The organism is Enterobacter sp. T1-1, assembly GCF_000710795.1.
GTDB lineage: Bacteria > Pseudomonadota > Gammaproteobacteria > Enterobacterales > Enterobacteriaceae > Enterobacter > Enterobacter cloacae.
Genome location: NZ_JALW01000070.1, coordinates 1 through 18,208, shown reverse-complemented (window position 1 = coordinate 18,208; position 18,208 = coordinate 1). Strand labels below are relative to the sequence as shown.

Annotated in this window: 20 protein-coding genes; 12 read left to right on the top strand and 8 right to left on the bottom strand. The window is 53.8% G+C overall.

Translation table 11 applies throughout. From position 1 onward, the window contains the following. Window positions 1-271 precede the first annotated feature (271 nt). From paaX to AK59_RS0120325, 4 genes are all read left to right on the top strand, one after another. Window positions 272-1,204 (top strand): phenylacetic acid degradation operon negative regulatory protein PaaX, encoded by a 933-nt coding sequence (gene paaX, locus AK59_RS0120340; RefSeq protein WP_029883661.1) that lies wholly within the window; start codon window positions 272-274, stop codon window positions 1,202-1,204. A gap of 9 nt (window positions 1,205-1,213) precedes the next feature. After that, entirely contained in the window at window positions 1,214-1,810 is a 597-nt protein-coding gene (gene paaY, locus AK59_RS0120335; RefSeq protein ID WP_029883660.1) for a phenylacetic acid degradation protein PaaY, read from the top strand. A 38-nt stretch (window positions 1,811-1,848) separates the two neighbouring features. Then, window positions 1,849-2,361, top strand: a complete 513-nt coding sequence (locus AK59_RS0120330) for a GNAT family N-acetyltransferase (protein WP_029883659.1) — start codon at window positions 1,849-1,851, stop codon at window positions 2,359-2,361. An 82-nt stretch (window positions 2,362-2,443) separates the two neighbouring features. After that, a complete protein-coding gene (locus tag AK59_RS0120325; protein WP_029883658.1) occupies window positions 2,444-2,926 on the top strand; it encodes a hypothetical protein in 483 nt (160 codons plus the stop codon). 70 nt (window positions 2,927-2,996) lie between these two features. On the opposite strand, the gene AK59_RS0120320 is transcribed toward AK59_RS0120325, so the two are convergent. The 3 genes from AK59_RS0120320 to AK59_RS0120310 all read right to left on the bottom strand — a co-directional run bounded on the left by AK59_RS0120320 (window position 2,997) and on the right by AK59_RS0120310 (window position 5,641). Beyond that, complete coding sequence (locus AK59_RS0120320; protein WP_029883657.1) at window positions 2,997-3,692, bottom strand: alpha/beta fold hydrolase; 696 nt, start codon at window positions 3,690-3,692, stop codon at window positions 2,997-2,999. Window positions 3,693-3,820: 128 nt separating this feature from the next. Next, complete coding sequence (locus AK59_RS0120315) at window positions 3,821-4,537, bottom strand: SDR family oxidoreductase (RefSeq protein WP_029883656.1); 717 nt, start codon at window positions 4,535-4,537, stop codon at window positions 3,821-3,823. 270 nt (window positions 4,538-4,807) lie between these two features. Further along, on the bottom strand, window positions 4,808-5,641 hold the full coding sequence (locus AK59_RS0120310; RefSeq protein ID WP_029883655.1) for a MipA/OmpV family protein: 834 nt from the start codon (window positions 5,639-5,641) through the stop codon (window positions 4,808-4,810). A gap of 205 nt (window positions 5,642-5,846) precedes the next feature. Between AK59_RS0120310 and AK59_RS0120305 the strand changes: the two genes are divergently transcribed. The 3 genes from AK59_RS0120305 to AK59_RS0120295 all read left to right on the top strand — a co-directional run bounded on the left by AK59_RS0120305 (window position 5,847) and on the right by AK59_RS0120295 (window position 8,563). Next, on the top strand, window positions 5,847-6,524 hold the full coding sequence (locus AK59_RS0120305) for a response regulator (RefSeq protein ID WP_029883654.1): 678 nt from the start codon (window positions 5,847-5,849) through the stop codon (window positions 6,522-6,524). Continuing rightward, a complete protein-coding gene (locus AK59_RS0120300) occupies window positions 6,524-7,912 on the top strand; it encodes a sensor histidine kinase (protein WP_029883653.1) in 1,389 nt (462 codons plus the stop codon). The genes AK59_RS0120305 and AK59_RS0120300 overlap by 1 nt, the downstream gene beginning before the upstream one ends. Window positions 7,913-8,083: 171 nt before the next feature. Continuing rightward, on the top strand, window positions 8,084-8,563 hold the full coding sequence (locus AK59_RS0120295) for an RrF2 family transcriptional regulator (RefSeq protein ID WP_013096741.1): 480 nt from the start codon (window positions 8,084-8,086) through the stop codon (window positions 8,561-8,563). A 58-nt stretch (window positions 8,564-8,621) separates the two neighbouring features. Here the strand turns inward: AK59_RS0120295 and oqxB are convergent, their stop codons facing one another. Both oqxB and AK59_RS0120285 read right to left on the bottom strand, forming a co-directional pair. Continuing rightward, window positions 8,622-11,774, bottom strand: a complete 3,153-nt coding sequence (gene oqxB, locus AK59_RS0120290; protein WP_029883652.1) for a multidrug efflux RND transporter permease subunit OqxB — start codon at window positions 11,772-11,774, stop codon at window positions 8,622-8,624. A 23-nt stretch (window positions 11,775-11,797) separates the two neighbouring features. Next, window positions 11,798-12,973, bottom strand: a complete 1,176-nt coding sequence (locus AK59_RS0120285) for an efflux RND transporter periplasmic adaptor subunit (RefSeq protein ID WP_013096739.1) — start codon at window positions 12,971-12,973, stop codon at window positions 11,798-11,800. Window positions 12,974-13,307: 334 nt separating this feature from the next. Here AK59_RS0120285 and AK59_RS0120280 point away from each other — a divergent pair, with 334 nt between their 5' ends. Then, window positions 13,308-13,670, top strand: coding sequence for a helix-turn-helix domain-containing protein (locus AK59_RS0120280; RefSeq protein WP_023620848.1), 363 nt, complete (start codon window positions 13,308-13,310; stop codon window positions 13,668-13,670). Between the two features lie 48 nt (window positions 13,671-13,718). On the opposite strand, the gene AK59_RS0120275 is transcribed toward AK59_RS0120280, so the two are convergent. Beyond that, the gene (locus tag AK59_RS0120275; RefSeq protein WP_020688164.1) at window positions 13,719-14,549 is read right to left on the bottom strand and encodes an alpha/beta fold hydrolase; all 831 of its coding nucleotides are present in this window, start codon (window positions 14,547-14,549) and stop codon (window positions 13,719-13,721) included. 238 nt (window positions 14,550-14,787) lie between these two features. On the opposite strand from AK59_RS0120275, the gene AK59_RS0120270 reads away from it, so the two are divergent. Continuing rightward, window positions 14,788-15,099 carry a YebG family protein gene (locus tag AK59_RS0120270; protein WP_029883651.1) on the top strand — a complete coding sequence of 104 codons (312 nt, stop codon included), beginning with the start codon at window positions 14,788-14,790 and terminating at the stop codon, window positions 15,097-15,099. 122 nt (window positions 15,100-15,221) lie between these two features. On the opposite strand, the gene AK59_RS0120265 is transcribed toward AK59_RS0120270, so the two are convergent. Further along, window positions 15,222-15,632 (bottom strand): ASCH domain-containing protein, encoded by a 411-nt coding sequence (locus tag AK59_RS0120265; protein WP_013096735.1) that lies wholly within the window; start codon window positions 15,630-15,632, stop codon window positions 15,222-15,224. A 105-nt stretch (window positions 15,633-15,737) separates the two neighbouring features. Here AK59_RS0120265 and AK59_RS01000000123915 point away from each other — a divergent pair, with 105 nt between their 5' ends. Then, on the top strand, window positions 15,738-16,415 hold the full coding sequence (locus tag AK59_RS01000000123915; RefSeq protein ID WP_029883650.1) for a DUF1963 domain-containing protein: 678 nt from the start codon (window positions 15,738-15,740) through the stop codon (window positions 16,413-16,415). 52 nt (window positions 16,416-16,467) lie between these two features. Here the strand turns inward: AK59_RS01000000123915 and AK59_RS0120255 are convergent, their stop codons facing one another. Continuing rightward, a complete protein-coding gene (locus AK59_RS0120255; protein ID WP_029883649.1) occupies window positions 16,468-16,785 on the bottom strand; it encodes a hypothetical protein in 318 nt (105 codons plus the stop codon). Between the two features lie 193 nt (window positions 16,786-16,978). On the opposite strand from AK59_RS0120255, the gene AK59_RS0120250 reads away from it, so the two are divergent. After that, complete coding sequence (locus AK59_RS0120250; RefSeq protein ID WP_023620842.1) at window positions 16,979-17,479, top strand: DUF523 domain-containing protein; 501 nt, start codon at window positions 16,979-16,981, stop codon at window positions 17,477-17,479. Between the two features lie 70 nt (window positions 17,480-17,549). Beyond that, a partial coding sequence (locus tag AK59_RS0120245) for a LysR family transcriptional regulator (protein WP_029883648.1) occupies window positions 17,550-18,208 on the top strand: 659 nt, incomplete at its 3' end.

The window sequence follows — 18,208 nt, the reverse complement described above, 5'->3', positions numbered from 1 at the left end:
CGGGAGCCCGGGTCGCCAGGGTGGTGGCGACTGAGCCACCCTGGCACGTTCACAAGTCATGCCGTTACAGAGTAGCAAGGAACATAAAGTGAACGGAATTACCTCTACGCCATATGTTCCCCCTCACCCCAGCCCTCTCCCTCAAGGGAGAGGGGGTCCCCGTGCAGGCATTATTTTATGGGGATCCCTCAACCCTTTGGGAGAGAGTTAGTGTGAGGGTCTATCCAGGATTCGTATGCTATGATTCATCCAGGACAAAAACACCAACAGAATGAATCACATGAAACTCGACGCCTTTATTCAGCATGCGGTCAGTTCGGTTCCCATCAGTGGGACGTCGCTAATCTCCTCGTTATACGGTGATGCGCTTTCCCATCGCGGCGGCGAGATCTGGCTTGGCAGCCTGGCCGCGTTGCTCGAAGGGATGGGCTTTGGCGAGCGCTTCGTGCGAACCGCGCTGTTTCGCCTCAATAAAGAGGGCTGGCTGGATGTCTCCCGTATCGGGCGTCGCAGCTATTACCGCCTGAGCGACAAAGGGCTGCGTTTAACCCGCAGGGCGGAGAATAAGATCTACCGCGCGGAGCTGCCCGCCTGGGATGGCAAATGGCTGCTGCTGCTCTCCGAAGGTCTCGATAAAACCACGCTTGCCGATGTGAAAAAACAGCTTATCTGGCAAGGGTTTGGCACGCTGGCGCCCAGCCTGATGGCTTCGCCCTCGCAGCATCTGGCGGATGTGCAGTCGCTGCTTCATGACGCGGGCGTGGCGGAAAATGTCATCTTCTTCGAAGCCCATTCACCACTGGCTCTTTCCCGCGCGGCGCTGCGTTCCCGCGTTGAGGAGTGCTGGCAGCTGACCGAACAGAACGCGATGTACGAGACGTTTATTCAGTCGTTCCGTCCGCTGCTGCCGCTGCTGAAAGAGGCTACGCCGGAAGAGCTTACGCCGGAGCGTTGCTTCCACATCCAGCTGTTACTGATCCACTTTTATCGTCGCGTGGTGCTGAAAGATCCGCTGCTGCCAGAGGAGCTACTGCCTGCACACTGGGCGGGACAAAGCGCACGACAGCTTTGCATCAATATCTATCAGCGTGTGGCACCGGGAGCGCTGGCGTTTGTCAGCGAGAAAGGCGAAACCTCGGTGGGTGAACTGCCCGTGCCCGGCACGCTTTATTATCAACGCTTTGGTGGTCTTGCGACCGCATAAGGAGTGAGGATGCCTGTTTATCAAATTGACGGTCTGACGCCGGTGGTGCCAGACGAGAGCTATGTCCACCCGACAGCGGTGCTCATTGGCGATGTGATCCTGGGCAAAGGTGTGTATGTCGGCCCCAATGCCAGCCTGCGCGGTGATTTTGGCCGTATTGTGGTGAAAGATGGCGCGAACATTCAGGATAACTGCGTGATGCACGGCTTCCCGGAGCAGGATACGGTGGTGGAAGAGGACGGCCATATCGGCCACAGCGCCATTCTGCACGGCTGTATTATCCGCCGCAACGCCCTGGTAGGGATGAACGCGGTGGTGATGGACGGGGCGGTGATTGGCGAAAACAGCATCGTCGGCGCGGCGGCGTTTGTGAAGGCGAAAGCCGAGATGCCCGCTAACCATTTGATTATCGGCAGTCCGGCGAAAGCGATTCGTGAGCTGAGCGAACAGGAACTGGCCTGGAAGCAGCAGGGCACGCGCGAGTATCAGGTGCTGGTGGAGCGCTGTAAGCTGACGATGCATCAGGTGGAGCCGCTGCGCGAAGAAGAGCCGGGACGCAAACGACTGACGTTTGATGAAAATCTACGGCCGAAATCGGCGGTGTGAGCGGGGGGAATGTATATTACCGGGCAAGGGAGCATCCTGTGACGTTACTTTTACGACAAGCAACATCAGCAGATTCAGTATTACTCAGTGAACTGGGCTATTGCATCTATCCCGCGCACTTTAAGCATCTGTGGAAGTCGGAATTAGAGCTAAACGATTTTCTGAAGTCCGAATATTCCGTTGCAGCGATAGAACAGAGTCTGAGAGACAGCGGCACAAGCTGGTATGTGGCGGACCTTGATCAGCCGATTGGCTTTATGAAACTGACATGGGAAGCCACAATCCCTGATACCGACATCAGCGGTGTGCTTCTTAACAAACTCTATCTTGATCCGACCAAGACGAGTAATCACTACGGTCAGAGCATGTTTAGCAGCGTCATCGAACTTACCCGCAGTCATGGCAAAAAATTTCTGTGGCTCGAGGTGCTTGAACAGAATGAACGTGCCCGGCGATTTTATGAAAAGCAGGGGATGCGGTTTATCAAGGATACGGTTTTCGAAACAGCGTCGCAGCGGAGTGTATTGAAGATCATGGGAATGGAGTTATAGCTTTCCTTTGCTTATAGGGGGCTTTTCGTCTTCGTCAGACAGGGATTATTGGTTCAGAAAGAGGGATGGGGGAGATCTGGCTATGCGGGCTCATCAACAGCACAAGTCACGTAAATTGTATCGTAGCGTCAACACGACGACGCGACACTATTCTAACAACCCTGGCGCTGAGTATCGCTGGGAACGTAATCGTAAAAAATCCGGGGATGAGCTGCTGGTAACACGTGAAACCATGCACAGTGGACAAAAGCGAGGACGTGACTACACGCCATTGTTTTACTTTTTGCTCAAACAGATTGGCAAACCGTGGGATAACGTTTTCAGCGAAGTTTGTGGACGTCTTGATACTACCGAGCCTGTGTTCTGGTTAGTCGCGTTGCATGAGCCTCAGCAAAGGGATTTAGTCTGTATTGGCGATAGCAGCTTTTATCCGGGCCTGTTTGTTGATGAGAATGGCGTTTTACAACAGGTTAACCCATCGATTAGTGCAAAGGATGTAAAGGTGACTTGCCGCTGCTGTACGCACACCTTTATCGGTGAGCCTGTGCCCTGGAGGGAGGAGTGAAATATGGGCTGTTGCGCTACATACCCTGATGAAGTAAGTCAGGATATTTGCCGGATAAACCCCCAATAATTTACGTAGCCGGGATCCATTCAACAATAGTTTTTGCCAACTCCCTGGGCTGTTCGAGCGGAATCATATGGCCGCAATCCAGAATGATTCTTAACGACGCATAAGGTATGGCTTCGACCAATTCTTCTGCCTCCTTCATCGAACGGATGGCATCATCTTCACTGGCGATAACCAGTGTTGGACAACGTATCGTTGCAGAAGGTATACCTTGCCTGGATAAGGATGATTGCGTGATGAAGGCTTCAAATCCCAGAGAGCATCCCATTTTCTGGATAGCTGAAATCATATCCTGATTTGATGTGTTTAGAGGGTGGAGTGACCGGGCAATAGCATGTCTGCTCAGCCCCTTAAACGTTGTGGGGGACAATGACTGCACGCTTTTCCGCTTTGCTTCAGCCTCTAACGGCGTATCTTCCCGTAAGGAACTGGCAATAAGCACTAAGGACTCTACACGTTCAGGGAATTCTGCTGCCAGTTGCCGGGCAATATACCCTCCCATCGAAAAACCTATCAAAGAAAACTTCTCAGGCAGAAGAGTAATCAAATGCTGCACTACCTCATGAATGGTTCGTCCTTCAGTTACAGCTGCATGATGAACAATACAGTTTGACGGGAGGTATGTTTCAAATTCATGCCAAAGCATTTCATTCAGCATAAACCCGGGAATTAAAACAATTTTACGCGGCTTTAAACTCATAGATCTCGCTTCAATGCATCAATGTATTTATTGGATTAGACAGGTTAAAAATATCTTACTAACTGCGACAATATCAAATTTCTGCCCTGGATAGGCGTTGTCTATTTCCACAGAGTTTCTGAACGTTTCTAACGTCCTCCCAGGCTTCCTCCACCATCAACAGGCAGTACTACGCCAGTAATAAAACTCGCTTCTGGTGATAAAAGAAAGGCTATTGCTGAAGCCACTTCAGCAGGAGAACCCAGTCTGCCCATTGGGATTGTCGATAAAATACGTTGTTCTGCTTCACTTCCAACAGGTCGTGTTTTATGAAAAAGCTCTGTCTCTATTGGCCCAGGAGCAATCGCGTTTGAGGTGATCCCGAATTGAGCAAGCTCTAATGCCCAGGTCCGTGTACAACCTACCAGAGCACTTTTTGCTGCTGAGTAAGCTGTTCTGTCAATCGCACCGTAGATGGCACGGCTACATACATTAACTATTCTTCCCCAGCCTCTGCTCTTCATGTTGCCGATGAGTGCTTGTGTTATTTGAACTGCCACCCGTACGTTTATATCCATGACATTCAGGAACGTTTGAATATCAATGCCTCCAAGTTGTTGAGGTAAGGCTACACCCACATTATTTACAATGCCGTGAATTTCGTGATTTTCGACTATTTTTAATAAAGTTAAGTTAGTCTCATCAGCGCTACTCAGGTCAGCCGTATATAAAACCCCCGGAAAGCTGGCATCAACATTACGGGCAATACCCACAACCTGGTGACCCTGTTCTGATAATTTGTCACTGAGCGCTCTTCCTATCCCTTTTGTTGCACCAGTGATTAGATAAGTGCGATAAGGCCCCATATTAAAATCCTCAGTTTCGTTTGGCAGAATGAGAATCCAATGCTTACTGAAATCCCATTTTTTACTAACCCTCTATTAGGCTAGCAGAATAATTGCCAACGTTTGCTCCTCGCTCAAAGCCGACGCTCACGCAGGAACAGAATGGCGTATTGGTACACATGCCAGCCTGCAATCATGACCTGTCAACCTGACGCGATACGTTCCTTATCCCTATCAAGTGCCGCCCCGTCATCTAACACGGGGCGGGTTTTGGCGTTCCATCCAAATAAATCAGAAACTGTACATAACCTTCAAACTTCCCGTCGGCGAGGTTTTTCGCTGAACAATCGGGCTGTCGGCTGCATCCCCCATCAGCTGCGTAACGCCTGCGCCAGCAACCACGCTCCAGCGTTGGGTGAGCTTGTGCGTCCAGTCGAGATTCGTTGACCAGGCATAAATTCCGGCTCCAGCGTCATATCGGGCAAACCCGGATGCGGCGGACTGGGATGCATTCACCCCGTAGTAAGTCTGCATGTACTTGCTGCTGCCCCAGCTACCGGTCAGCGACAGCGTCACCGCGTTGTTCGGTGAGGTAAAGAGCGGGCTGGAAATGCCGAAATGCAGCGCTTCGCCGTTGTCTCGCTCCGAAACCGGCACCTCTGCCTGTAATTGCAGATTCAGCCAGTCGGTGACTTTGTACCCCAGCCCTGGCACCACCAGAGCCGAACCTTTGATGTCGCCCATACCGCGCAAATAATCGCTGCCGCCGCTGATCGAATCGCTGTCCACGTCTCGATCCTTACGGCCCGCGCGATAGCTCAGCGCCGCGCTGTAATCCAGGTTGCCGATGTTGTTGCCGTAACCGATCCCTCGCGTGGTGCTGACGAAGAATCCGTTATACATCGCGTAATCCACCACCACCGCCGTGGTGGCGCGGTTTTTATCCGAACCCGAATAGCGGGGCGCAACATCCACGCCTCCGCCTAAGGTCAGCACGTTGCCCTGTTGTTCTGCGGCCAGTACCGGGGTGGCCAGTAATGCCAGCAGCGCGCCTGGCACGATGTTCTTCAGACTGAGCCCCGGGAGCGAAAGGGGGAACGAGTGACGCAGTTCGATATGTCTCATTAAAGAAGTCCTTTTGGATTCAAATGATTACGTTACAAGCGGTGTTAATCCCCAGAGCGCCCAGTTTGAATGTCCACCCTAAGGTTCTTATGAGCTCAAAATGAAGAAAGACTGAAGCAGATGCCGATGATGCAAAACTGTTAAATTACCTGTTACCGTCTCTTTCTTAAGATGTTCTTCATTCACGGTTGATAAAGTTGCCCTTGTGAAAATATTACTTATTGAAGACGACCTTGATCTCGGCAATGGCGTGCGTATTGCCCTTGCAGATCAAGGGCTAGATGTCATATGGGTCCGCCGCAAAGAGGATGCGCTGCATCAACTTGCTGTCTGCGCGCCTGAACTTATTCTGCTCGACCTGGGGCTGCCGGATGGCGATGGCATGAGCCTGATGGCGTACGTACGTCAGCAGCTAAAAGGCATCCCCGTTATTATCCTGACGGCGCGAGGAACGCTGCAGGATCGCCTGAGCGGGCTGGATGCCGGTGCCGATGACTATCTGGTTAAACCGTTTGTGCTCGCCGAGCTGCTGGCCCGGGTGAGGGCGCTTGCGCGACGCAGTTATGGCTATCAAAACGAGGCGGTAGAAATCAGAGGATTATCCCTGCATGTGCCGACGCGTCGCGTCGCGGTGAGTTCCCGCCATATTGAGCTGACGGCCAGCGAATACGCGCTGCTTGAAACCCTGATGTTGCGTGCTGACCGCGTGCTTACGCGCCGTTTTCTGGAAGAAAGGATCTTCGGTGCGAAAGAAAACATGAGTAATGCGCTTGATGTGCATATGGGGAACCTGCGTCGAAAAATTGGCGACGGCTATGTACGAACGGTGCGGGGCGTCGGGTATGTCATTGACACCGTTGCGATTCAGAAGGGAGCAAATTGATGCGAAACCTGTGGCGTTTCCTGCGGGTGCCCACGCTGGTGCGGCGAATCATGGTCGCTCAGATGCTTCTGCTGACACTGCTGTGGTGTCTTTTTTTAACCTGGATGCTGTGGGATGACTTGCGTAGCCCCCCGATCCTGACCGGCGATAAGACATATAAAACCATATTTACTCTTGTTGAACACATGGAAGGGCGTACGCAGGAACGAAGCGAGGTGCTGGAGCAGTTCAGCCAGGCGTTGCGGGAAGATTACGGCGGCGGGGACGATGCGGGACTCTCCATCACCATGATTATTCGCAAGCATAACGCAATACTGTATGCCTCTGCTGGCGCACCGATAGGCGTGAAAAATACCCGGTTGGGGAAGATTGAGCGAATTCACAGCGACGGACGTAGCTGGACCAGCCGCACGCTAAAATCTGCGAATTCCGACGTGGAGGTGACGCTGGTGACGCCTGCTGCAGGGTGGAATTTCTTTATCTACCTCAACTCGCGCGGCTACTATATCATGCCGCTGCTGGTGTGTATTCCTTTTCTGCTGTTTCCCGCATGGCTGTCAATCCGCATCGCTATGCGCCCGTGGAACAACGTCGTGAATGAAATTGCCTCGCGCGCGCCAGAAGATCTCTCTCCGTTAAAGGCGGTTCCAACGCACCGGGAGCTTAGCCAGATGGTGAATGCGACTAATCAGTTCCTTGCCAGGGTGCGAGAAAGCACGGAAAGGGAGCGGGTATTTATTGCCGATGCCGCTCACGAACTGCGCACGCCGCTGGCTGCGATGCGAATCAATGTGGAGGCGTTGCAGGCCTACGTCAGCAGTGATAATCAACAGGCGCTGCTGGCGGGAATTATTCGCAGCAATAGCCGGGCGGCACGTCTGGTTAATCAGCTTTTGCTGATGATGCACAGCGAAGCAAGCGTGGATACGGCGATGGAGCCGGTGCCGCTTACGACGCTCATCCAGGAGCGCATGGCGGTGCTGGCACCGCTCGCCGCGGAACGTAATATTGAGCTTGAATTCTACGCTCTGGAAGAAAGCTGGGTGAGCGGTGTCAGGGAGCGTCTGATGTCGCTTATCGATAACGTGATTGAAAATGCCATTAAATACAGCCCGCAAGGCGGGCGGGTGGCGGTCGATCTCTTTTCGGCGGAGACGTCCACTCAATTCAGCGTCTCCGATGCCGGGCCGGGTATTCCGGTTGCGTTGAGGGAACGGGTGTTTGACCGGTTTTTCCGCGATCCGAATCAGGTGCAGAACGGGAGCGGGCTGGGTCTGGCCATCGTTAAAGCGGTGGCGCAGCAGCACAACAGCAGCGTGAGCCTGAGTACCTCTGCTGACGGTGGGCTCAGGGTGACGGTTGATTTTCCCAACCCGGCGTTTGCCTGAAGAAAACGGGAGGGTGATCCCATTTCGTGCGCGATGGAAACTCTTTTTTACGGGGCGGGTCAAAGTAGATAGCTTCAAAATAATTACGGTATTTGTTATATTGTTGCTTATTGATTATTCACCTCTGCGGTGCCAAAAAGAATAAGATTCACCGCAACCCAGGATACGTAAATGTTAGATTACCGCTTCCCGACAGCTTTGCAGATGGTTCTCAGCGTAGCGATGGCGGAGCAATTGGGTGAACGTTCGACGAGTGCGATTCTGGCCTACGGCCTGGAAGCGAATCCGAGCTTTATCCGCAAACTGATGGTTCCCCTCACGCGTGACGGTATTATCGTCTCAACGCTTGGTCGCAACGGCTCAATTCATCTTGGCCGCCCGCCGGAACAGATCACCCTGCGTGATATCTACCTTTCTGTTATAGAAGACAAAAAGCTGTGGGCGTCGCGCCCCGACGTACCGGCGCGCTGCGTGGTGAGCGCGAATACGTGCTGGTACTTTAAATCCATCGCTGAAGAGGCCGAGCAGGCGTCACTCGCGGTCTTAGCCGGTCATACCGTGGCAAGCGCGCTGGAAGAGCTCAAGAAAGCGGATACCAGCGGGTGCGATCCGGTGCCCGAACTGATTGCCCAGTACAAGAAAGCGCATTAATGGCTGCATAAAAAAACCGCCTTCATCGTGAAGGCGGTTTTTTGTTATCTGCAGCGTATTACGCGGGCAAGACCTCTCTTTCCACTTTGCCGCGTGTGACAAATTTACGCAGCGTCACGTAAAACACCGGCGTCAGGAACAGGCCAAACAGCGTTACGCCCAGCATACCGGAGAATACCGTGATCCCGGTGACGCCGCGCACTTCTGCACCCGCACCGTGGCCGAGGATGAGCGGGATGGTCCCGGCGATAAAGGCGATGGAGGTCATCACAATCGGGCGTAAACGCAGGCGGCACGCTTCGAGCGCCGCTTCCATTATACCTTTGCCCTGGATTTCCAGCTCGCGGGCGAACTCCACGATAAGAATCGCGTTTTTACACGCCAGCCCCATCAATACTACCAGACCCACCTGCACAAACACGTTGTTATCACCGCCGGTCAGCCAGACGCCAAACAGGGCAGAGAGCATCGTCATCGGCACGATAAGGATCACCGCCAGCGGCAGCGTCCAGCTTTCGTACAGTGCCGCCAGGACCAGGAACGCCAGCAGAACCGCGACCGGGAAGACGATTAACGCCGTGTTCCCCTGAGTGGCCTGCTGGAAGCTCAGATCCGTCCACTCGATATTCATCCCGTTCGGCAGAATCTGCTTAGACATCCCCTCCAGTTGGGTCATCGCCTGGGTAGAGGAGAGGACGCGCGGGTCGGCATCGCCAATCAGGTCCGCCGCCGGATAGCCGTTGTAGCGGATCACCGGATCGGGCCCGTAAGTGGTACTGATATTGACCATACTGCCAATCGGCACCATCTCACCCTGGTTATTACGGGTGCGCAGATTCGCAATATCTTCTACGCTGTCGCGATACGGCCCGTCGGCCTGCACCATCACGCGCCAGGTGCGGCCGAACTGGTTAAAGTCATTCACATAAGACGATCCCAGATAGGTTTGCAGCGTCCCGAACAGATCGGTCAGCGACACGCCCTGGGCTTTGGCCTTATCCCTGTCGACCTGCACATCCAGCTGCGGAACGTTCGCCTGGTAGGTGGAGATAGGGAAGTGCATTCCCGGCGTCTGCATAATTGCGCCCGACATGGTGTTCACCGCGTTTTGCAGCGCACCGTAGCCCAGACCGGCCCGATCCTGGATGTACAGCGAGTAACCCGACCCCTGACCCAGCCCCAGAATAGGCGGCGGCAGAATGGAGAAGCCAAAGCCCTGCTGGATTTGCGCGATTTTGGCGTTGATCTCGGCGTTAATTTCCGCCGCCGTGTGTTTACGCTGGTCAAACGGTTTCAGGCCAAAGAAGACCGTCCCGGTATTCGGCGTATTGGTGAACTGCAGCGCATTCAGCCCCGGGAAGGCGACCGCATAATCCACGCCCTCGGTGTTCATACCGATTTCGCTCATTTTGCGGATCACCGCATCGGTACGTGCCAGCGATGAGCCTTCCGGCATTTTCACGCCGCCAATCAGGTACAGCTTATCCTGAGTGGGAATAAACCCGCCGGGTACGGCTTTAAACATCACGCCTGCGGCACAGAGCAGCAGAACATAGACCACAAACACCGCACCGCGTCGTCCGAGCGTTTTGCCCACCAGCCCCTGATAACCGTTTGAGCTACGGTGGAAGAAGCGGTTGAACGGACGGAAAATCCAGCCGAACAGGCGATCGATAAGCCGGGTAGGGAGGTCCTTCGGCGCGCCGTGCGGCTTCAGGAGCAGGGCGGCCAGCGCAGGCGAAAGCGTCAGCGAGTTAATGGCGGAGATCACCGTTGATATCGCAATCGTCACCGCAAACTGCTTGTAGAACTGACCCGTAACCCCCGAAAGAAACGCCATCGGCACGAACACCGCGCACAGCACCAGCGCAATCGCGATAATGGGCCCGGAGACCTCACGCATCGCCTGATGCGCCGCCGCCAGCGGCGCAAGCCCCTCTTCGATGTTTCGCTCGACGTTTTCCACCACCACAATGGCGTCGTCCACGACGATACCGATCGCCAGCACCAGCCCGAACAAACTCAGGGTGTTAAGCGAAAAGCCCAGCAGATAAAGAACGCTGAACGTGCCCACCACCGAGACCGGCACCGCGATCAGCGGAATGATCGACGCACGCCAGGTTTGCAGGAACAGAATGACCACCAGTACAACCAGCACCACCGCTTCCAGCAGCGTCTGCACGACCGCGCGAATGGAGTCACGCACGAATACCGTCGGATCGTACGGTGCCGCCCATTTCATGTCTTCCGGGAAACGGGTAGACAGTTCTGCCATTTTAGCGCGCACCGCGTTAGACAGATCGATGGCGTTCGCTCCCGGCGACTGGAAGATACCAATCCCGACCGCGTCTTTATTGTTGAGCTGGGAACGCAGCGCATAGCTACCGGAGCCCATTTCAATGCGCGCCACATCGCGCAGTCGCACCAGCGAGCCGTCCTGCGCGGTTTTCAGGATAATATTGCCAAACTCTTCTTCAGTATGCAGACGACCCTGCGCGTTAATGGAGATCAGGAAATCGCTCTCTTTCGGCAGCGGCTCGGCGCCCAGCTGTCCGGCGGACACCTGCACGTTTTGTTCCTGCATTGCCGTTACCACGTCCGAGGCGGTCAGGCCGCGTGCCGCCACCTTATTCGGATCCAGCCAGACGCGCATCGCGTATTCGCCCGAGCCAAAAATCTGGATTTGGCCGACGCCGGGCAGACGCGCCAGTTCATCCTTCACTTTCAGCGTGGCGTAGTTACGCATATAGAGTGAATCGTACTTACCGCCGGGCGAAAACAGATGCACCACCAGCGTCAGTGTCGGCGACTGCTTCTGGGTGGTGATACCCAGACGGCGCACGTCTTCCGGCAGGCGCGCTTCGGCCTGTGACACGCGGTTTTGTACCTGAACCTGGGCCTGATCCGGGTCGGTTCCTGGGCGGAACGTGACGGTGGTCACCAGTACGCCGTCGGAGCCGGCGACGGACTTCATGTACATCATGTTTTCAACGCCGTTGATCGCTTCTTCCAGCGGCGTCGCCACGGTCTCTGCAATCACCTTCGGGTTGGCGCCGGGATACTCCGCGCGCACCTGCACGCTTGGCGGCACAACGTCAGGGTATTCGCTCACCGGCAACAGCGGGATGGCGATTAAGCCTGTGATAAAAATCAGTATCGACAGCACCGCGGCGAAGATCGGCCTGTCGATAAAAAAGCGGGAAAAGTCCATGGGTCGGATTCTCAGATAAGGGATCAGTTAAGGGCGGCGCGGGTGGTCATGGCAACAGTTTTCGCGTTTACCGGCATGCCCGGCATAAACACTTTTTGTAAACCGTCGACGATGACTTTATCTCCAGGCTTCAGCCCCTGCTGGACGATACGTAAACCGTCGGCCAGACGCCCTGGCGTAATATCACGACGCTGCGCTTTACTCTCTTTATCAACGACATAGACATACTTACGATCCTGATCGGTCAGCACCGCTTTGTCGTCGATAAGCGTGGCCTGGAACTCCGCGCTGCCCGGCAGGCGGACGCGGGCAAACAGTCCCGGCGTGAATTGACGCTGTGTGTTATCCAGCAGCGCGCGCATGCGGATGGTGCCGGTACTGGGTGTTAACTGATTATCAAGAAAATCGACCTTGCCCTGATGGGGATAGCCGTCCTCGCCCACCAGCCCAATCTCAACCGGTAGCGCCTGGTGAGTGCTGGCGGCACCTTGCCCGCTGAGGGCGAGTTTTTGATAGTGAAGGTAGGTTGACTCATCCACGTCAAAGTAGACGTAAACCGTCTTCTGCGAGACCAGCGTGGTGAGCACGCTGGCGCTGTCACCAGCGGTAACGAGGTTCCCGCTGGTGATCAACGCGCGGCTGGCGCGCCCGTCGATAGGGGCGGTCACTTTAGTGAAATCCAGGTTCAGCTGCGCGGCATCCACCGCCGCCTGTGCGGCGCGAATGTCGGCCTGGGCCTGGACGGCAGCAGCGCGGCGCTGCTCCCACTCTTCACGTGAGACCAGATGGGTATTGACCAGTTTATCGGTACGGTTTGCCTCGCTTTGCGCCAGACTGGCCTGCGTTTTGGCTCTTGCCAGCGCTGCCTGCGCCTGTTCCAGCGTGGCGCGATAGGTTCTGTCATCGATGGTGAACAATACCTGGCCTTTTTTGACCTCCTGACCGTCGGTGTAATTCACTTTATCAATGTAGCCGGAGACGCGAGGGCGGAGCTGTACGCTTTCCACCGCTTCGATCCGGCCATTAAAGCTATCCCACTGGCTAATGGATTTGACGACCACGTCAGCGGCGCTGACGGTGGGCGCTTGTGGCGCGGCATTTTGCGCGACACCCTCGTCACACCCGACGAGCAGGGCGGAGAGTAACACCGCGCCCAACGCGTTCAGATGAAAATTACCCCAGGTTTTTTGCAGGCTCATTATTTTTATTCCGGTAGTTGTAGCCGCCGGGCAAGACGCAACGGGGGACGCCGCGCCACTTCCTTTGTCCGGGCTGGCTTAAGGCCATTTGTGTCGTTCATCGCCACAAAACTGTAACAATTGTGAATACACTATCGCGGCGATTGTAGGTAGGCGCTAAATTTAGTGCAAGAATAATTGTTGCACTTTATGTGCTATTTGAGGCCGGGGAAAAAGGCGCGTTTTCGGCAGGGATTTAAATGCAACAATAAAACTTGCATTTAACATCAGAACGGGCCATCTTTAAATGCAACAAACAAAGGTGCTTTTTACTACGTGGCGTGTGGGGGAGAAGATGGACACTGGCGCATTTATTCACGATCTGCTCGACTGGATCGATAACAACCTGGATAGTCGTCTGGACATTGAGACCGTATCAAAGCGTGCAGGCTATTCAAAATGGCATCTTCAGCGGATCTTCAAAGAACACACGGGTTATCCTATTGCCGAGTATATCCGTGCGCAGAAACTTCAAAAATCGATGGAGCGGTTAACCCATAGCGATGAGCCGATCCTGAACGTGGCGATTGCGTTGGGCTTTGACTCCCAGCAGTCTTTCAATCGCAGCTTTAAGCGTCAGTATGGTCAGGCGCCGGGGGCATGGCGTCGCAGCATTGTCAGCCCGAAAACGCAGCATCTATGCCGAACATCCCCCTAGCCTGGGCGGGAACCGTTTTGCTCCCGCCTGAGGGGGTAATGTGCGGGGTTAACTGTTTATAAAGGCGAGAAGATCGGCATTGACCTGATCGGCATGTGTCGTTGGGATACCGTGAGGCGCGCCTTTATAGGTATGCAGGGTTCCGTTTTGGACCAGCTTGACTGACATCGCGCCGGAATCTGCATACGGCACCACCTGATCGTCATCCCCATGGATGACCAGAACAGGGATGGATATCCCTTTGAGGTCTTCCGTGAAGTCAGTCTGCGAGAAGGCCACAATCCCATCGTAATGCGCCTTGGCGCTACCCATCATCCCCTGACGGTACCAGTTATAGATGACCGCTTCGGAAGGCTTCGCCCCCGGGCGATTAAATCCATAGAACGGTCCCGCGGGCACGTCATAATAGAACTGAGGACGATTCGCCGCCAGCTGGGCCTGAAAATCATCAAACACTGACTTTGGCGTACCCTGAGGATTACTCTCCGTCTTCACCATCAGGGGCGGTACAGCACTGATCAGTACGGCTTTGGAAACTTTGTCTTCACCGTGCCGGGCGATATAACGCACCACCTCACCGCCGCCGGTTGAATGCCCGACATGCATCGCACCCTGTACGCCAAGATGTTCCACAACGGCGGCCACATCGTCAGCGTAGTGATCCATATCATGGCCGTCCCACACCTGATCTGAACGACCATGACCGCGACGGTCATGGGCCACAACGCGAAATCCTTTATTGACGAAGAACAGCATCTGGGCGTCCCAGTCATCACTGCTTAGCGGCCAGCCGTGATGGAAAAAGATCACTTTCCCGTCTTTTGGACCCCAGTCCTTGTAGTAGATATTGACGCCATCGCGAGTTGTTACATAACCCATGATTATTCTCCACTCAGATAGACAGATTGCATGAAAGGCAGAAATGAAATGCGGTATACAGCCCGACTCCGCCGCGAATTAAGAAGTGTAGTTCATACGCTGGCCGTCTGGGTTAAGACTCACCCACAGGCGGGCAGAGTGGAACAGCGGTAAGGGGGACGGACAGAAAATAAATTTTAGCTGCAACCTACACCGTGAAGGGTTATACTGTATATAAATACAGTAAAAGGGGCGCATCATGGCGGTTGAAACAAAATATGTTGTTGTAAGAAAAGGTGAAGAGAAAATGACATTTGCCAGTAAGAAAGAGGCTGACGCGCACGACAAACTGCTCGACATGGCAGACGCGTTCACCGACTGGCTGCTGCAAAGCGGACTGCAGATGGACGAAACGCAGGCTGAAGATCTGGGGCTGTATCTCGCCGAGCAGAAAGAGGCCGTGCAGCATATTCTGCGTACCAGCAAACTGCCCGATCTCAACGCTGTAACCGACAAAACAGAATCTGATGAGACTGGCAGTAAAAAAATCAGAGCCGTGAAAGCTGCCTGACAGGGACATTAACGGTGGAAAAACAGTCGAGATACTGCAATACGTCTTACACCAGGGCGCCGGTGGCGCCTTTCACACCCTCACTGCTACGTCCTGGCCCGGGCGATTAATTTTCTCTCCTTTCACAGCACCTCAACCACTTCAAATTCTTCTGCGATCAACTCCATATCTTCAGAAAAATGACCTTCTCGGGTGAAAAATCGCTGATGCTCTTTCTGCCAGTATTCAAGGCTTAAATCGCCTTCACCTTCTTTACGGGCAAACGCCTCGGTCACATCACAAAAACGCACCAGTCGCATTGAAACCAGCCGGGTTACACAGACCGGAACATTCTGGCCATCAAGAATAATGTTATAGCTCCCGATCCGCGGGGCAGACTCCTCCTGCTGATAAGAGGCAAAAGATCCGCAGGAAGCGGTTTTGATCCCTTTTTTAATCAGGTCTGCAAGCTCGCTGGCCAGTTCCGGGCTGTCGCCCATTTGCCAGGCACCGGCGCCTGGGTACTTCACTTTTAATTTCTCAACCGCAAACATGACAAGCCCTTTTTATATGCAGGTCTGATGAATAATGATTACGATATAATAAAAACGACTTTATTTCAGACTGTATAGAGTCTCTCCATACGTAAGGCGACAAATATGAAATCCAGGAGTGCGTTAGTTTTAGACGAGCTCAGATCCAAATTACGTCCTGCATCGGTGGCACAAGTGGGCGGTTTTCGTCCCCCGGCAGACCCCCTTACATCCTGGTTTTTAAACGGTGTCGCTCTTCCCGGTGAAGGATTACCACTCTGGAAGGGGCAGCCGATGTTTCCGCTTCTTCAGATTCGTATAGATGAGCTTCCCGTTATCCCTGAGCAACTGAAGGACGTGGCACTCCTGGTGCTCTTTCACAATATTGAAAGCCATCCATTTGATAAACCTCATGGTGAAGGTTGGCTCATACGGGAATATGCCACCCTTGAAGGGCTTGAGTTATTGCCTGCGACAGACACGCCTTATCGCGCATTTCCGGTTCGATGGATGGGCGTTAATGATGATGCGCCGGGATGGGAGGATGCCTGGGATATTATCGACCTTTCTGACGTAAACGGTGATCAGGAGGCAAGTGACCGCTTCCATGATGATTTTAAACGCTACAGGGGAACCAAGGTCGGAGGATACCCGCTGGAGATACAACATGGCGTGGGGATAGAAGACTTTGTCTTTCAGGTGGGATCAGAGGAAAAGGTCAACTGGATGTGGGCGGATAATGGTATCGGCTATTTTCACAAATCACCGGAGGGACTCTGGACGTTTTCGTGTCAGTTTTACTGAGCATACGTCATCACAATGCTATGAATGACCCATGCCCGGCCATTTCTGCGACTCAATCTCTCGACTTATCCGCCTCAACATTTACGCTGATGTTCAGCCTCTTAGCTTCCATAATCAGCATCTTTTGGGCTAGCGCCATATCGCCACAGTGCACTTTATCTATCAGATGTTGTATAAGCGACATCATAAGGAAATGCTTATTAGCGGGATAGAAATCTGTCATGTCGATGCCGTTATCCTTCAATTGATGGTGTGCCGTAGATTCTGTATCTTCAATGATTTGAGCAATTTTCTCATTCATTACGTTGATTTGCGCAAAAACAACACGGTTTATCATTTCAATTTGTTCAGGTGTGAAATTCTGTTCCATCCTAATCCCTCATCAACGTATCGAATTCAGACAATTTACGATGCTGAATAATAATACTGAACAGCCAGACGATTAAACAGGTGCTTATCTTCCTCAACTACATTTCTCACACACAGCCAACCCTCACCACCCACGCCAGTACCCGCAGCGTGTTACACTTCCTCACTTTCATCATCTACACGACAGGGAAGCGATGATAAATAAAATTCTGGTCAGCGCGTGCCTGATGGGGTTCAGGGTGCGTTACAACGGCAGCGAAAAAGCGAAGGCGATGGCGCAACTCTCCCGCTGGCAAGCGGAGCAGCGGTTAGTGATCCACTGCCCTGAACTGGCTGCCGGGTTGCCGGTGCCCCGACCACCTGCAGAGATTTTGTCGGCCGACGGTCGGGATGTCATGCGCGGGCAGGCCAGAATCATTGAGAATACGGGCCAGGATGTCACAGAGCACTATCAGCTTGCCGCCTGGCTGGCGCTACGTACCGCACAGGAGCATGGCTGCCGCGCGGCGCTGCTCACGGATGGCAGCCCAACCTGCGGGAGCCAGCATATCTATGATGGTTCTTTTACCGGCGTGCGCAACACGGGGATGGGTGTCGCGGCAGCATTACTCGCTGAACATGGGATCGCGGTATTCTCAGAAACGCAGCTTCCGGAATTGATGCGCTGGATAGAAGAAAGTGAAAGGGTGAATTAACCGACCCGATCGTCATTTAACGTAAGCCCGGTATATTACGGGTTTAACCGCCGCCTTGTTAAGGGAAACGATGTCCTTACCACCACTCTATGCCCTGCGCGCCTTTGAAGTCGCTGCGCGAGTAAACTCCTTCAGTAAAGCCGCTGAAGTGCTCAATATTACGCCGGGCGCGGTCAGCAGACATGTCCGCACCCTTGAAATGTGGTTCGACTGTGAGCTGTTCAAACGGCAGGGGCCGAGAGTGGAGATCAGTGAGGCGGGGCGTGTTCTGGCCGGGCAGCTTCACGAAGGGTTCAGGAGTATCGAGTGGGCCTGTCGGGCTTTCAGAAGTGAAAACCACCTGTTGCGGCTGAAGGCACCCAGTACGCTCACCATGAGATGGTTGCTTAACGTCCTGCGATCGTTTCGTGAACATCATGAAAAACCCAACGTTGAAATAGCCAGCGTCTGGATGGACATCGATACCGTTGATTTCACGCGAGAGCCCTATGATTGCGCGATCCTGCTGGGCAACGGCCATTTTGGCGAGTCAACGGAGAGCCGATTGCTTTTCAGTGAATGGCTTATTCCGGTCTGTACCCCCGCTTTACTGGAATCTGCCCGAGAGCAACTTTCGCAGTGCGATCTGATCCATCCTTCCCCGGACAGACGCGACTGGCGGCGGTGGCTGAGAAGGACGGGGTTATTCCCCGGGCTTGATATGAGTCGCGGGGGGGGGTTTGGCCACCT

What these genes read in the sequence shown, in the direction of transcription:
- AK59_RS0120325 (WP_029883658.1), top strand. Translation starts at nt 2,444, where the DNA reads ATGCGGGCTCATCAACAGCACAAGTCACGTAAATTGTATCGTAGCGTC.
- AK59_RS0120320 (WP_029883657.1), bottom strand. Translation starts at nt 3,692, where the DNA reads ATGAGTTTAAAGCCGCGTAAAATTGTTTTAATTCCCGGGTTTATGCTG.
- AK59_RS0120300 (WP_029883653.1), top strand. Translation starts at nt 6,524, where the DNA reads ATGCGAAACCTGTGGCGTTTCCTGCGGGTGCCCACGCTGGTGCGGCGA.
- AK59_RS0120250 (WP_023620842.1), top strand. Translation starts at nt 16,979, where the DNA reads ATGATAAATAAAATTCTGGTCAGCGCGTGCCTGATGGGGTTCAGGGTG.
- paaX (WP_029883661.1), top strand. Translation starts at nt 272, where the DNA reads ATGAATCACATGAAACTCGACGCCTTTATTCAGCATGCGGTCAGTTCG.
- AK59_RS0120285 (WP_013096739.1), bottom strand. Translation starts at nt 12,973, where the DNA reads ATGAGCCTGCAAAAAACCTGGGGTAATTTTCATCTGAACGCGTTGGGC.
- AK59_RS0120280 (WP_023620848.1), top strand. Translation starts at nt 13,308, where the DNA reads ATGGACACTGGCGCATTTATTCACGATCTGCTCGACTGGATCGATAAC.
- AK59_RS01000000123915 (WP_029883650.1), top strand. Translation starts at nt 15,738, where the DNA reads ATGAAATCCAGGAGTGCGTTAGTTTTAGACGAGCTCAGATCCAAATTA.
- AK59_RS0120275 (WP_020688164.1), bottom strand. Translation starts at nt 14,549, where the DNA reads ATGGGTTATGTAACAACTCGCGATGGCGTCAATATCTACTACAAGGAC.
- AK59_RS0120270 (WP_029883651.1), top strand. Translation starts at nt 14,788, where the DNA reads ATGGCGGTTGAAACAAAATATGTTGTTGTAAGAAAAGGTGAAGAGAAA.
- AK59_RS0120265 (WP_013096735.1), bottom strand. Translation starts at nt 15,632, where the DNA reads ATGTTTGCGGTTGAGAAATTAAAAGTGAAGTACCCAGGCGCCGGTGCC.
- AK59_RS0120310 (WP_029883655.1), bottom strand. Translation starts at nt 5,641, where the DNA reads ATGAGACATATCGAACTGCGTCACTCGTTCCCCCTTTCGCTCCCGGGG.
- paaY (WP_029883660.1), top strand. Translation starts at nt 1,214, where the DNA reads ATGCCTGTTTATCAAATTGACGGTCTGACGCCGGTGGTGCCAGACGAG.
- AK59_RS0120295 (WP_013096741.1), top strand. Translation starts at nt 8,084, where the DNA reads ATGTTAGATTACCGCTTCCCGACAGCTTTGCAGATGGTTCTCAGCGTA.
- AK59_RS0120315 (WP_029883656.1), bottom strand. Translation starts at nt 4,537, where the DNA reads ATGGGGCCTTATCGCACTTATCTAATCACTGGTGCAACAAAAGGGATA.
- AK59_RS0120255 (WP_029883649.1), bottom strand. Translation starts at nt 16,785, where the DNA reads ATGGAACAGAATTTCACACCTGAACAAATTGAAATGATAAACCGTGTT.
- oqxB (WP_029883652.1), bottom strand. Translation starts at nt 11,774, where the DNA reads ATGGACTTTTCCCGCTTTTTTATCGACAGGCCGATCTTCGCCGCGGTG.